Raw genomic sequence first — 12,775 nt, 5'->3', positions numbered from 1 at the left:
TCCCTTCCGGTTCATTCGGCCCTGTTCTCCTTGTGGGATTTAGGGGGAATATTAGGGGCATCCGCAGTCTTGCGCCCTTTAGCGGGCAGCCGAGCCTGCGGCCCTACGAGCAAGGAGAATGACAATGACCCTTCCCAAGGACATCACGCCGGGAACCTGGACCCTGGACATGTCGCACAGCGAGATCGGCTTCAGCGTCCGCCACGCCGGGATCAGCAAGGTCCGCGGCCGCTTCACCGAAGCCCAGGCCGAGGCACGCGTGGGCGAGTCGCTGGCTGACTCGTCGGTGCACGCCACGGTCTCCACCGCAAGCTTCGACTCCGGTGACGCCAACCGCGACGCACACGTGCGCGGCGCGGACTTCTTCGACGTCGAGAAGTATCCCGAGATGACGTTCCGCGGCACCTCCATTGAAGGGGACGGGGAGGATTACACCCTGACCGGGGACCTGACCATCAAGGGCGTGACCAAGCCTGTGGAGCTGGAGGTCGAATTCACCGGCGTGGCCGTGGATCCCTTTGGCGCCACGCGGGCGGGGTTCTCCGCCGAAACAGAGATCAGCCGGAAGGCCTTTGGACTCACCTGGAACGCAGCCCTTGAAGCCGGCGGCGTGCTGGTCAGCGACAAGGTGAAGATCAACCTGGAAGCGGCCCTGGTCAAGCAGGCCTAATCCCGCAGGTTCCCGCCGCGCCCGTTACTTTTCGACGCGCGAAAATGCCGGCGCTACCGGAATGTCCGTAGCGCCGGCGTTTTGGCGCCGCGGGAATGGATTTGCGCAGCGGAAATGGAGATGCGCCGCGCCACGCGGTGGCCTACAGCGGGTCGGGCCGGACCTTGACGTTGCCCAGTGAACGGATCAGGGCCACGGCGGTAATGGACCCGGCTGCCATGATCGAGGCGAGCACCACCACCTGGAACCGGCCTGCCTCGAACGGGGAGGCGCCGCCGAAGATCGCCCCGACGAAGGCTCCCGGGAGGGTCACCAGGCCGGTGGTCTTGGTCTGGTCCGTGGAGGGAATCAGCGCCGAGTGCACCGCCTGCCGGGCCTGGACCAGGGTTGCCTGCCGCGGCGTGGCACCCAGCGCGAGCCACCCCTCCACCTGGTCCCACTGCTCCACCACCGCTTCGAAGAAGCGCCTGCCGGCCAGGGTGGCGATGGTCATGGAGTTGCCAATCACGATCCCGCCCACCGCCAGCGCGTACCGGGGCGAGAATTCAATGGCGCCGGTTCCGAACACGACGGCGACCGTCACCAGGATCCCGGCGGCCATGGTTCCGGCCACCAGGCCAAAGCGCCGCCAGGACCAGGTGAGGCGCCGCGTCGCGGTCACGGCCGCCACGCTGAACATCACCAGCAGGGCCGCCCCCACCCACAGCGGGTTGCTGATCACGCCGCCCAGCACCAGGCTGATCACGGCCAGCTGCGCCGCGCCGCGCAGGATGGCCAGGGCAGGGGAGAGGTACGACGGCGTCCGCGAGCCCCACAGGATGCCCACCGTGAGTGCCGCCAGGATGGCAATGGCCGCCAGGGTGGGCAGGAGGGCGGCAAGCACGGACATCCTGCCAGCTTACTGAGCGCCCGCCGTCGTCCCTTCCCAGACGCCCCACCACCTTTGGCACGTTTTCCTGCGACGCCCCATCACTTTTGGCACGTTTTCCTGCGACGCCCCATCACTACCACCGCTGTTTGGAGGCCGGAAGTTGGCCCAGGTGACCGGACGGGATAAGACTGTGGGTATGTCACGCGGAACCCTTCGGATTTTTCTGGGCGCGGCGCCCGGCGCGGGCACCACATACGCCGCGCTGCGGGAAGCGCACCGGCTGCTGGCCGGGGGCAGGGACGTCGTGGTCGGCATCGCCGCGGACCACGGCCGGGAGGAGACGCGGCAGCTCGCAGAAGGGCTCGACGCTGTTGCGCCGCGCCTTTCAGGCGGTACGACGGGAGCAGGGGTGCCGGGCCTGGACGTGGACGCCGTGCTGGAACGGAAGCCGGATGTGGCCGTAGTGGACGAGTACGCACACGTCAACGCCCCAGGCAGCAGGAACCAGCAGAGGTGGCAGGATATCGAGGAGCTGCTGGCGGCGGGCATCGACGTGCTGTCCACCCTTTGCGTGCAGCAGCTGGGGTCCCTCAGGGACGTGGTTGCCGCGATCATCGACGATCCGCCGGACGCAACGGTGCCGGATGGGATTGTGCGGCGGGCGGACCACATTGAGCTTGTGGACATCCCACCTGCGCTCCTGCGCCAGAGGGTGGCGGACGGCAGGATCTTCCCGGCGGACAGGATCGATGCCGCCCTGGCCAACGAGTACCGGCCGGGCACCCTGCTGGCCCTGCGCGGAATGGCCCTCATCTGGCTCGCGGACCGGGTGGAGGAAGGCCTGGCGGCGTACCGGGAAAGCCAGGGCATCACCGCCGCGTGGCCCACCCGCGAACGGGTGGTGGTGGGGCTTGCCGGCTCCCCCGGGGACGAGGTGCTCATCCGGCGGGCGGCCCGGATCCTGTCCCGCGTCAACGGCAGCGAACTCCTGGCTGTCCACGTGCGCGGCACCACCGCACGGCGGGAGGCGTCGGAACAAACCGTGGAGGCGCAGCGGCAGCTCATCACGGACCTCGGCGGCACCTTCCACACGGTGTCCGGGGATGACCCGGCGCAGTCACTGCTGGAATTCGCCCGGAGTGCCAACGCAACCCAGATTGTCCTCGGGGCAGCACCGGGAAGCCCTTGGAGCCGCGTCCTGGGCAGGGGCGTGGCGTCAAGGGTGGTGCGGGAATCAGGCGACATCGACGTGCATCTGGTCTCCCATCCGCCCGCGGCCCGGGGACTCCCGCGGCATACCCCCGCAGCCCTCAGCCGCACGCGCACCACGGTTGGCTATATCCTCGCGGTGCTCCTCCCCGTGCTGGCCTCCACCCTCCTGTCCTTCAGCCGCGACCTGAACCTCGCCACCCACGCCCTGGTGCACCTGACCGGGGTGATGGCGGTGGCGTTCATCGGCGGGCTGTGGCCGGCCGTGCTCGCAGCCGTCCTGGCATCGCTGCTGCTGAACTACTTCGAAACGGACCCGGTGGGCACGTTCAACATCAGCGACCCGCAGAACGTCTTTGCCCTGCTGGTCTTCCTCGGGGCCGCGGTGGCGGTGTCCCTGGTGGTGGGCCTGTCTGAACGCCGGGCGCGGGAAGCCGTCCGCGCCCGCGCCGAGGCCACCACCCTCGCCGACCTCGCCAGGGACGCACTCCTCGCGGACGATACCGTTGCCGGTTTCCTGGACAAGGCCCGCGAAACCTTCCAGGTCCGGGCCGCCGGCCTCTTCACCCGGACCGGGGACAGGCAGGACACGTGGGAACTGCAGGCCTTTTCCGGGGACGCGCCGCCACCGTCCCCGGAGGCGGCAACCGCGCTCACTGACAACGTGGAACTGGCCGATCCCCGGACCGCCCTGGTCCTGTCCGGCCGCACCCTGACGGCAGGGGACCGGCTCCTGCTGGCCGCCCACGGAGCCCACCTCCTGCTGCTCCGGCAACACCACGCCCTGCAGCGCACCCTGAAAAGCACCACGAAACTGGCGGAGGGCAACAGCGTCCGCACCGCAATCCTGAGCGCGGTCAGCCACGACCTCCGCACCCCACTGGCCGGGATCAAGCTGGCGGTCACCGCGCTCCGCCGCCAGAACAGCAGGCTCCCGGCGGAGGTGCAGGAGGAGATGCTGGCCACCATTGATTCCTACACCGAGCGCCTGGACGCCCTCATCTCCAACCTCCTGGACATGTCCCGCATCTCCAGCGGATCGGCTGCACCGCACACCGCCCCGGTCACGTGGCGCGATGCCATCGAGGACGCCCTGCGCGGCATCCCCACGGAGCGCATCCGGATCGACCTCGCACCCAACATGCCGGCCGTGGACGCAGACCTGGGCATGCTGGAGCGGGTCATCGCCAACATCGTGGAAAACGCGCTCAAGTACGCGCCCGGCTCGGACGTGGTGATCGTGGGCGTGTCGGGAGCGGCCAACGCAGCGGACGACGGCGGCACGCCTTTTGGTGAGCTGCGTATCGTCGATCACGGGCAGGGTGTGCCCGCTGCCGCGGTAGTGGAGATGTTCCGGCCGTTCCAGCGGCTTGACGATGCGCCGGAAGGTCTGGGCATCGGGCTGGGCCTGGCCGTGGCGAAGGGCTTTACCGAGGCGATGGGCGGCCGGCTGGTGCCCGAGCCGACTCCGGGCGGAGGGCTGACCATGGTGGTCCGGCTGCCGCTGTCCACCGGGCCCTACAGCCCCAACATCCGCCGGGAAGCAGGCACCGCAACCGTATGAGGACAGTCCTGATCGTTGACGATGAACCGCAGCTGCTGCGCGCCCTGCAGGTGAACCTGCAGGCGGAGGGGTACCGGGTGCTTACGGCCCTGGACGGGGCGTCCGCGCTCAGGCACGCGGAAGGCGGGCACCCGGATGTCATGGTGCTGGACCTGGGCCTGCCGGACATCAACGGCGTGGACGTGATCACCCGCGTCCGGCGCACCAGCAGCATGCCCATCATCGTGCTCTCCGCCCGGCACGGGTCCGTGGACAAGGTCAGGGCCCTGGACGCCGGCGCCGACGACTACGTGACCAAGCCGTTCGGGCTGGACGAGCTCCTGGCAAGGCTGCGCGTCGCCGGCCGCCGGAGCAGCGCGCCCGAGGTTGCCGAGGACCCGCCCGCCGTCGACGTGGGGGACTTCGAGGTGGACCTGGCCAACCGGAAGGTGACCCGGGAAGGGGAACCGGTCCGGCTCACCCCGCGCGAGTGGGCCATCCTGGAACTGCTGGTGCGGAATCCCGGCCGGCTGATCACCCAGCAGCAGATGCTGGCCAGGATCTGGGGCCCGGGCTACGACAACGAGACCCACTACCTGCGCGTTTACATGGGCCAGCTGCGCCGCAAGCTGGAGAAGGACCCGGCCCGGCCCCGGCACCTGCTCACCGAAGCCGGGATGGGCTACCGCTTCGAGCCGTAACCCGTACCAGGGCCGGCAGGCGCGGGCTTACCGGACGATCTTGAAGTTGAACGCCGGGGTGCCCAGCGCGCCCCAGAGGCGCAGCCAAACGGGCAGGAGCATTTCGGTGCCGCGGGCGGTGGAGATGTCGCCGAGGTCGATGACATCGTCATGGCCGAAGTCCTTCAGGAGGCCCGTGACGGTGTTCTTGGCGTCCGCGTCGTTACCGGAGACGAAGACCGTGCCGGGGTCGGCCAGGAGCGTGGGGCGCGCCATGAGGTCGGCGTTGAGCGTATTGAGGGACTTCACCACACGCGAGGCAGGGAAGGTGCGCTGGATCTGTTCGCCGAGGGAGTCGGTGTCCTTGACGAACAGGGTGGGCGGCATGCCCTTGCTGAAATCGAGCGGGTTGGCGATGTCCAGGATTACCTTGCCGTCAAGGTTCCCGGCGCCGGCCGCAGCCAGGACGTCCAGGGACGCATTGCCGTTGGTTGCGTTGACGATGAGTTCGGCGCCGGCCGCAGCGTCGGCGAAACCGGCGACGGCGATGCCCGGGTTTTCGGCGGCCCAGCCGGCGAACGGGGGAGTTCCCATGGCGTCCGGGGCCGTGCGCGCGAGGGTGGCTTCCGGATCGCGGGTGCCGATGGTGACATTGTGTCCCAGCTCTGCCAGGCGGGCTGCGATGGTCCGGCCGACGATGCCGGTGCCGAGGACGGCGATGTTCATGGGTGCTCCTTGGTGGGTCCGTGGGGACGGGGCTGATTGTGACGGATCGTTCTCATTTAGTTTGTGACGGAACGTTCCGTCTGTCAAACTTAAGGCCAAGCAGAGTGCAGAAGCTTTCGAGGGAGTGTGGTCCGAATGGTGCGAAGGACGGCGGAGGAGAACCGGCGCAATGTCCTGGATGTGGCCACCCGGCTGTTCTACCAGCAGGGAATCCGGGCCGTGGGCATGGATACGGTGGTCAAGGAATGCGGGGTTGGAAACGCCACCGTCTACCGGCAGTTCCCCACCAAAGACGCCCTCGCCACCGCGTATGTCCAGGGGCGTGCCGACGCCTGGTTTGAGCGGATGCGGCAGGCCGCTGATGAGCAACACGACCCCCGGGAGAAGCTCCTGGCCGTGTTTGGGGTGCTGGCTGCCGACTGCGCCGGCCCAACATACCGCGGCTGCCCGATGCTGAACACGAGCACCGAGTTTCCGCTCGGCCAGCACCCGGCCCACATGGCAGCTGTGGGCCACAAGCAGCAGGTGCGCGACTGGTTCAGCTCGCTGGCGGCCGACGCCGGAGCGGAGTCGCCGGACCAGCTCGCCGAAGAGCTCCTCATCGTCCTCAACGGCGCCTACGCCACGGCGGCAGTGCTCGACGGCGGGACGTACGGCAGGCGCGCCCTGGCCCTTGCGCAGTTGCTCGTCGGGCAGGCCTGCCCGCGCCCCTAAACGGTGGGCACCAAAGCCGCGTGCCGCAGTCGTAAATTCCCGCGTAAAGGATTCGTCAATAAAGGTCCTTTTCGCCGATCCGCCGTTTTGCCCGGTGCTAGCTTCGCAGTGGTCGCGGTGCAAAGGGCAGCGCGGAAAGGCAGAGATGACCACGTTGAGCAGGCCCCCGGCGGATCCTTCCGCGCCCCATGCCCACGGCAGGAAGGCGCTGAAGGACTGGCTGCTGTTCGGGCTGCAGGACAGCAAGGGTACCCACCAGGGCCCCGGCGGCGTGCCCACGCAGCACGAGAAAAAGCATGCATGGTGGCAGGTCATGTGCCTGACCGGTGTGGACTACTTCTCCACCCTGGGCTACCAGCCGGCCATCGCCGCACTGGCCGCCGGTGTCATCTCACCCCTGGCCACCCTGGTGCTTGTGGCCGTGACCCTGCTCGGCGCCCTGCCGGTGTACCGGCGGGTGGCCGGTGAAAGCCCCCGCGGCGAAGGTTCCATCGCCATGCTGGAACGGCTGCTGCCGCGGTGGGGCGGCAAGCTCCTGGTCCTGGTGCTGCTGGGCTTCGCGGCCACCGACTTCATGATCACCATGACGCTCTCGGCCGCGGACGCCACGGCGCACCTGATCCACAACCCTGTGGCCCCCGGCTGGCTGCAGGGGCAGAACATTCCCATCACCCTGGTCCTGCTCGCCCTGCTGGCTGCCGTGTTCCTGCGGGGCTTCAAGGAAGCGATCGGCGTCGCCGTGGTCCTGGTGGTCCTGTACCTGGGCCTGAACGCCATCGTGGTGGTGGTGACCCTGGGCCAGGTCATCTCGCATCCGGTGGCCATGGGCGACTGGTGGACCAATTTGTGGGTATCGCACGGCAACCCGCTGATGGCGGTGGCCATCGCCCTGCTGGTGTTCCCCAAACTGGCGCTGGGCCTGTCCGGCTTCGAGACCGGCGTCGCCGTCATGCCCCAGGTGCGCGGGGCGGACAACGACACCGAGGACAATCCTGCCGGCCGCATCCGCGGAGCCCGGCGCATGCTCACCACCGCCGCCGTGATCATGAGCGCCTTCCTGCTGACCTCGAGCTTCATCACCGTGGTGCTCATCCCGGAGCAGGAGTTCCAGCCGGACGGCCAGGCCAACGGCCGTGCCCTGGCCTACCTGGCGCACGAATACCTGGGCGTGGGCTTCGGCAGCGTGTACGACATCAGCACCATCGCCATCCTCTGGTTCGCCGGGGCGTCCGCCATGGCCGGGCTGCTGAACCTGGTGCCCCGCTACCTGCCGCGCTACGGCATGGCCCCGGGCTGGGCCAAGGCCGTGCGGCCGCTGGTGCTGGTGTTCACCCTGATCGGCTTCCTGATCACGTTCATCTTCAATGCCGACGTCGATGCGCAGGGCGGTGCGTACGCCACCGGCGTCCTGGTGCTGATGACCTCCGCCGCGGTAGCTGTGACCCTCTCGGCCCGCAGGAAAGGGCAGCGGAACCTCACCGTGGGCTTCGGTGCGATTTCGGTGGTGTTCGCCTACACCACGGTGGCCAACATCTTTGAACGGCCCGAGGGCATCCGGATCGCCGCCATCTTCATCCTCGGCATCATCGTCATCTCGCTGCTGTCCAGGGTCCGCCGCTCCTTCGAGCTGCATGCCACCCGGGTGCACCTGGACCAGCAGGCCCTGGAGTTCATGTCCAGCACACTGGACGGGCCCATCGCGATCATCGCTCACGAACCGCTGCGGCTGTCCCCGGAGGCCTACCGGGACAAGCTGGAGTCAGCCATCGAGGTCAGCCACCTCCCGCTGGCGGGGGACGCCCTGTTCCTTGAGGTCATCGTGGACGACTCCTCGGACTTCGAAACCGAACTGCACGTCCGCGGCATCAACCGGCACGGGTACCACATCCTGGAGGTCCACGGCCCGGTGGTTCCCAACACCATCGCCTCCGTGCTGCTGCACATCCGCGACGTCACCGGCCTGATGCCGCACATCTACTTCCGCTGGACGGAGGGGAACCCCATCACCAACCTGGTCCGGTTCCTGTTCCTGGGCGAGGGCGAGATCGCCCCGGTCACCAGGGAGGTTCTCCGCGAGGCCGTCCCGGACGTCACCCAGCGGCCGTGGGTCCACGTCGGCTGATGTGCGGCTGGCTGATGTGCGCCACCGAGGCGGCAACCCGGGCTGCGTCCGCCAGGCTGGAAGGGCGGTGTGCGCGGAAGGCGGCCTCGGCGTCGTCCTCCCAGACTCCGGACGCCAGCACCACAACGTGCACCATGTCGCCGTAGGAGTCGTTGCAGGCCAGGACGTCGCCGGGCACCCGGTGCGCCTCCGGGCCGGCTGACGGCCAGGGCTGGAAGACCACCCACCAGCCCTCGCCGTCCTGGTCGGGGAACAGGTAGCCGCTGGCAGGCTGCAGGGCGCGGCCGTTCAGCCCCCGGCCGCCGTAGCCCTCCACGGCCTCGGCTGCCGCGGCGAACTTCACCCTGCCGCGGTCCTCGGGCGACTCATCCCACCGCATCCTGCGCCCCCTGGCTCTACACACTTTCCTGCCTTAATGAAAGGTCCAGAGGGGCCCGTCCGGGGCGCGCGCGGCCGTTTTTTGACGCATTATTTACGGGCCGCTGCGCCCCCCGGCCCAACGCGTCGGGATGAGGGGGAGCGGGCCGGCACCATAATGGGACCCATGGAGAGCTCCGTAACCATCCGCCCCATGTGCCCCGAGGACTGGGACGCCGTACACGCCATCTACGCCGCCGGCATTGCCACAGGGGAGGCGACTTTCGAGAGTGAGCCGCCCACCTGGGAAGCGTTCGACGCCGTGCGGCTCCCCGAGCACAGGCTGGTCGCCGAGGATGCGGGGCGGGTTTCGGGCTGGGCGGCGGTGTCCCGCGTTTCGTCCAGGGAGGTGTACCGGGGACTGGTGGAGCACTCCATCTACGTGGCGCCGCAGGCACAGGGCCGGGGCGTGGGCCGGCTGCTCCTGGGCGCCCTAGTGGAGTCGACGGAGGCCGCGGGCATCTGGACCATCCAGTCCAGCATTTTCCCGGAGAACACGGCAAGCCTGGCGCTGCACCGCAAGCTGGGCTTCCGGGTGGTGGGGACCAGGGAGCGGATTGCGCGGATCAGTACCGGCCCCAAAGCGGGGCACTGGCAGGACACGCTGCTGCTGGAACGCCGCAGCGCCGTGGCCGGGACCGAGTAGCTGCCTCATCCAGTGTGACTCTTTCAACTTCTTGTCCGGGGCCATAGGACCCTGTCCTGATCGTGCTCCCGCGCCTATGGTCATGGGGACCGCGTCCTCGAGAATAGTTTGGAGCCCATAATGCAGTTCCCCGTAGTTTGGCGTCGCAGTGCGGCCACGTTCGCCGCCGTCACAGCCCTCATCCTCTCCGGTGCGTCAGCTCCTGCCTTCGCCGCACAGCAGCCCGTCAAATATGTCAACCTTGGGGACTCCTACTCGGCCGGCTGGGGCTCGTTTGCGCCAACCGCCGTCGGGAACCCGGGATACCTCAGCCCCGAATACGGCGGCCCGACCTGCCTGCATGGCGGCCCTGACGACGTGACGCTCTTCGACCAGCTGCATTCGGTGGCCCCCGCCGGCGACTATGCGTGTGCGGGCGCACTTGTGGGAGATCCAAACTCCACCGCCGGAGTTCCAGCCGGGGGTATTCCCACCATCGTCCAGCAGGCGGCTGAGGCGTTCGGTGATGGTGCGCTCGACAGCACCACAGGACTTGTGACTCTCACCGCCGGCGGCAACGACGTCAACTTCGGCCAGATCATCGGAGCGTGTGCTGCAGACCCGTCACCGACGGCCGTCGGTTGCCGGGAGGCCGTAGCCTATGGAGTCCAGCTTGCTAACGGCGTCGACGTGGCTGGAACGGTCGCAAAAATTCGCGGGTACGCGGCAAATGCCAAAATCGCCTGGCTCGGGTACCCCCAGCTCTTTGCGACGGCCGCTGAATCAACCACAGTCATAGCAGGCGGCGGTGTCATGTCCGCAGCGGCCGCAGCGGTGTTCGACAAGGGCACGGACCAGCTCAACGCCGTCCTCGCGGGTAAGGCACGGAGCGCCGGCGCGCAGTTCGTGGACGTCACCCCCAAATTCAACGGCCACGAAATCGGTTCCCTCGACTCCTGGTTCAACCTCGGCCAGTACACGCAGTTCAACTTCCACCCCACCGCCGACGGATATACACAGGGCTACTACCCGGCCATGGTCAGCGCGATCAAACCTGCACAGCTCGTGAAGGGCTGAGCCGTACCCTGGGCAGAGGGACACGTTGGAACGCCGCAGCGCCGTTGCCGGGACCGAGTAGCTTCTTACCGCGAGGGGAGGGTCAGGATCTCGGCGCCGTCCTCGGTGATGGCGATGGTGTGCTCGGTGTGGGCCGTCCGGCAGCCGGTGGCGCTCCTCAGGGTCCAGCCGTCGTCGTCCGTCACCAGCTCCGCTGTGTCCGCCATGATCCACGGTTCCAGCGCCAGCAGCAGCCCGGGCCTCAGTTTGAAGCCGCGGCCGGGCCGGCCCATGTTGGGGACATGCGGGTCCTGGTGCATCGTGGAGCCGATGCCGTGGCCGCCGAACTGGGTGTTGATGGGGTAGCCGGCGTCGGTAAGGACCCGGCCGATGGCATAGGCGACGTCGCCGATCTTGGCGGCCGGCCCGGCGGCGGCGATCCCCGCGGCCAGGGCCCGTTCCGTGGCTTCGATCATGGCAACGCTCTCCGCCGGGCGTGATTCACCGACGATGAAGCTGATGGCGGCGTCGGCGGCAATCCCGTCCTTGACGACGGCGAGGTCCAGGGTGAGCAGGTCCCCGTCGGCCAGGTCATAGTTGTGGGGGAGTCCGTGCAGCACGGCATCGTTGACGCCGGTGCAGATGTAGTGGCCGAACGGGCCGCGGCCGAACGACGGCGCGTAGTCCACGTAGCAGGATTCGGCCCCGGCCTCGGTGATCATCTCCTTGGTCCACTGGTCGATGTCCAGGAGGTTGGTGCCCACGGTGGCGCGGCTCTTCATGGCCTGCAGGATGTCCGCCACCAAGGCGCCGGTGACGCGTGCGCGGGCCACTTCGGCGGGGTTCAGGATCTCGATCATGGGGCGCCCTTCGTGTCCGGTAAAGCCTACGGGCCATCCTATTTCCCGTATCCCGGCCGATTGCAAGGAACGGTGCCGACCTGCGGGATTATTGCGGGATTGGAATGGGGCCCCGTGCCCGGCACCCTCCATTGCAGCCCCGGCGGGGTGTTGGGACCCTGCTGATGGGGCTAGCCTGTAAGTGGGTCGACAAGTTCGTTCGCTTTCGCAGGTACCCGTTTCAGGTAACTGTTCTCCTTTTCGCGGTGGGCCAGATTGGCAAAGCAGGAGACTAACAAGTGCCTTTGGGGTTTCAAGGGCGACTGAACGGAACGAGTATGGCCACTGGCTATCAACCTGCTTTGGCGTCGTCTTCCTTGGGGAGCGTATACGTCGTGACTGGTGAAGAGCTGGTTGGGCAGGGTCTGCGGGGGCTGTTGTCGGCCAATGGGTTCAACGTTGCCGGTGAATCGGGGTCTGTCCGCCAGGCAGCGCGGCGGATCCCTGCGATACGTCCGGATCTGGCCATCATCGACGATGACCTTCCAGATGGCTCCGGTGCGGGGCTCTGCCGGACTATCGCAGCCGCTGACCCCACCATCCGGTGCGTGCTGATGACGGGTGAAACTGACGAAGCGGTTCTTATTGGCGCTATTCTGGCCGGTGCCTGGGGGTGTTTGTCCCAGCAGGACGACAATGAGGAGCAGCTGAGGCTGATCCGGCGGGCCATGCACGGGTACACAGCCTTCAGCCGCCGTTTCCAGACCGGCATCCTGGCTCCGATCCAGGCCGACGGGATGAATGGGCCCGACGGCCGGCTGGGGATGCTTTCCAAACAGGAAATGAAGGTGGCTGTGGGGGTTGCCCGCGGGCTGACCAACGCACAGATCGGCCAGGAATTGTCTCTGGCCGAAAAGACCGTGAAAAACATGGTCTCATCGGTGCTGATGAAATTCGACATGTCGCGCAGGACCGAGGTGGCGGTATTCGTCTACGGGGAACTTGAGGAGACAGGAGACCTCGCCCGGGAGTACCGGCGCAGTCGTGACCCGGACCTGATCGCGGAAGTCACCGCGGCGCTGGTTATCTGCACCAGCGAGGCGGGCAGGATGCCGCCGTCCAACAAGCTGCTGCTCCTGGACGCCATGCGGCTTGCTGATGCTTTGGCGGTTGCCCGTCCCCGCCCGGCAAAACGCCTGCAGGAACGACCAATGAAACTCAAAGGCCCCGATGACCGGATTCCGGGACCTTCAAATACCCGCGCCCCAGACAGGGCGCCCGGGCCCACCCGGCACTAACGGTC

At 67.8% G+C, this 12,775-nt stretch carries 12 protein-coding genes; 8 read left to right on the top strand and 4 right to left on the bottom strand.

All coding sequences use genetic code 11. The annotated features are described in order from the left end of the window. Positions 1–124: 124 nt before the first annotated feature. Complete coding sequence (locus J2T23_RS09580; RefSeq protein ID WP_307359410.1) at positions 125–670, top strand: YceI family protein; 546 nt, start codon at positions 125–127, stop codon at positions 668–670. A 142-nt stretch (positions 671–812) separates the two neighbouring features. On the opposite strand, the gene J2T23_RS09575 is transcribed toward J2T23_RS09580, so the two are convergent. After that, positions 813–1,559, bottom strand: a complete 747-nt coding sequence (locus J2T23_RS09575) for an ABC transporter permease (protein ID WP_307359408.1) — start codon at positions 1,557–1,559, stop codon at positions 813–815. Between the two features lie 178 nt (positions 1,560–1,737). Between J2T23_RS09575 and J2T23_RS09570 the strand changes: the two genes are divergently transcribed. Beyond that, entirely contained in the window at positions 1,738–4,314 is a 2,577-nt protein-coding gene (locus J2T23_RS09570; RefSeq protein ID WP_307359405.1) for a DUF4118 domain-containing protein, read from the top strand. Next, positions 4,311–4,994, top strand: a complete 684-nt coding sequence (locus J2T23_RS09565; RefSeq protein WP_141159523.1) for a response regulator — start codon at positions 4,311–4,313, stop codon at positions 4,992–4,994. The genes J2T23_RS09570 and J2T23_RS09565 overlap by 4 nt, the downstream gene beginning before the upstream one ends. A 27-nt stretch (positions 4,995–5,021) precedes the next feature. Here the strand turns inward: J2T23_RS09565 and J2T23_RS09560 are convergent, their stop codons facing one another. After that, positions 5,022–5,699, bottom strand: coding sequence for an NADPH-dependent F420 reductase (locus J2T23_RS09560; protein WP_307359403.1), 678 nt, complete (start codon positions 5,697–5,699; stop codon positions 5,022–5,024). Positions 5,700–5,834: 135 nt separating this feature from the next. Here J2T23_RS09560 and J2T23_RS09555 point away from each other — a divergent pair, with 135 nt between their 5' ends. Beyond that, positions 5,835–6,413, top strand: a complete 579-nt coding sequence (locus J2T23_RS09555; protein WP_307359400.1) for a TetR/AcrR family transcriptional regulator — start codon at positions 5,835–5,837, stop codon at positions 6,411–6,413. 145 nt (positions 6,414–6,558) lie between these two features. Further along, the gene (locus J2T23_RS09550; RefSeq protein ID WP_141159526.1) at positions 6,559–8,535 is read left to right on the top strand and encodes an APC family permease; all 1,977 of its coding nucleotides are present in this window, start codon (positions 6,559–6,561) and stop codon (positions 8,533–8,535) included. On the opposite strand, the gene J2T23_RS09545 is transcribed toward J2T23_RS09550, so the two are convergent. Beyond that, a complete protein-coding gene (locus tag J2T23_RS09545) occupies positions 8,504–8,914 on the bottom strand; it encodes a hypothetical protein (protein ID WP_141182318.1) in 411 nt (136 codons plus the stop codon). The two genes, J2T23_RS09550 and J2T23_RS09545, sit on opposite strands and share 32 nt — an antisense overlap. Before the next feature lie 165 nt (positions 8,915–9,079). Here J2T23_RS09545 and J2T23_RS09540 point away from each other — a divergent pair, with 165 nt between their 5' ends. Continuing rightward, positions 9,080–9,598 carry a GNAT family N-acetyltransferase gene (locus J2T23_RS09540; RefSeq protein ID WP_307359395.1) on the top strand — a complete coding sequence of 173 codons (519 nt, stop codon included), beginning with the start codon at positions 9,080–9,082 and terminating at the stop codon, positions 9,596–9,598. A gap of 120 nt (positions 9,599–9,718) precedes the next feature. Next, positions 9,719–10,654, top strand: coding sequence for an SGNH/GDSL hydrolase family protein (locus J2T23_RS09535; protein ID WP_307359392.1), 936 nt, complete (start codon positions 9,719–9,721; stop codon positions 10,652–10,654). A gap of 65 nt (positions 10,655–10,719) precedes the next feature. Here the strand turns inward: J2T23_RS09535 and map are convergent, their stop codons facing one another. Further along, positions 10,720–11,493 carry a type I methionyl aminopeptidase gene (gene map, locus J2T23_RS09530; RefSeq protein WP_141159530.1) on the bottom strand — a complete coding sequence of 258 codons (774 nt, stop codon included), beginning with the start codon at positions 11,491–11,493 and terminating at the stop codon, positions 10,720–10,722. Positions 11,494–11,867: 374 nt separating this feature from the next. Here map and J2T23_RS09525 point away from each other — a divergent pair, with 374 nt between their 5' ends. Then, positions 11,868–12,770 carry a response regulator gene (locus J2T23_RS09525; RefSeq protein ID WP_307359387.1) on the top strand — a complete coding sequence of 301 codons (903 nt, stop codon included), beginning with the start codon at positions 11,868–11,870 and terminating at the stop codon, positions 12,768–12,770. Positions 12,771–12,775 lie beyond the last annotated feature (5 nt).

It is taken from the genome of Pseudarthrobacter niigatensis (assembly GCF_030812615.1).
In the GTDB taxonomy this organism is placed as follows: Bacteria; Actinomycetota; Actinomycetes; order Actinomycetales; family Micrococcaceae; genus Arthrobacter; species Arthrobacter niigatensis.
The sequence above is the reverse complement of the archived record's forward strand: the minus strand, read 5'-3'. Positions and strand labels throughout refer to the sequence as shown.

Coding starts and splice junctions, on each gene's coding strand:
- J2T23_RS09580 (WP_307359410.1), top strand. CDS start 125: ATGACCCTTCCCAAGGACATCACGCCGGGAACCTGGACCCTGGACATG.
- J2T23_RS09575 (WP_307359408.1), bottom strand. CDS start 1,559: ATGTCCGTGCTTGCCGCCCTCCTGCCCACCCTGGCGGCCATTGCCATC.
- J2T23_RS09570 (WP_307359405.1), top strand. CDS start 1,738: ATGTCACGCGGAACCCTTCGGATTTTTCTGGGCGCGGCGCCCGGCGCG.
- J2T23_RS09565 (WP_141159523.1), top strand. CDS start 4,311: ATGAGGACAGTCCTGATCGTTGACGATGAACCGCAGCTGCTGCGCGCC.
- J2T23_RS09560 (WP_307359403.1), bottom strand. CDS start 5,699: ATGAACATCGCCGTCCTCGGCACCGGCATCGTCGGCCGGACCATCGCA.
- J2T23_RS09555 (WP_307359400.1), top strand. CDS start 5,835: ATGGTGCGAAGGACGGCGGAGGAGAACCGGCGCAATGTCCTGGATGTG.
- J2T23_RS09550 (WP_141159526.1), top strand. CDS start 6,559: ATGACCACGTTGAGCAGGCCCCCGGCGGATCCTTCCGCGCCCCATGCC.
- J2T23_RS09545 (WP_141182318.1), bottom strand. CDS start 8,914: ATGCGGTGGGATGAGTCGCCCGAGGACCGCGGCAGGGTGAAGTTCGCC.
- J2T23_RS09540 (WP_307359395.1), top strand. CDS start 9,080: ATGGAGAGCTCCGTAACCATCCGCCCCATGTGCCCCGAGGACTGGGAC.
- J2T23_RS09535 (WP_307359392.1), top strand. CDS start 9,719: ATGCAGTTCCCCGTAGTTTGGCGTCGCAGTGCGGCCACGTTCGCCGCC.
- map (WP_141159530.1), bottom strand. CDS start 11,493: ATGATCGAGATCCTGAACCCCGCCGAAGTGGCCCGCGCACGCGTCACC.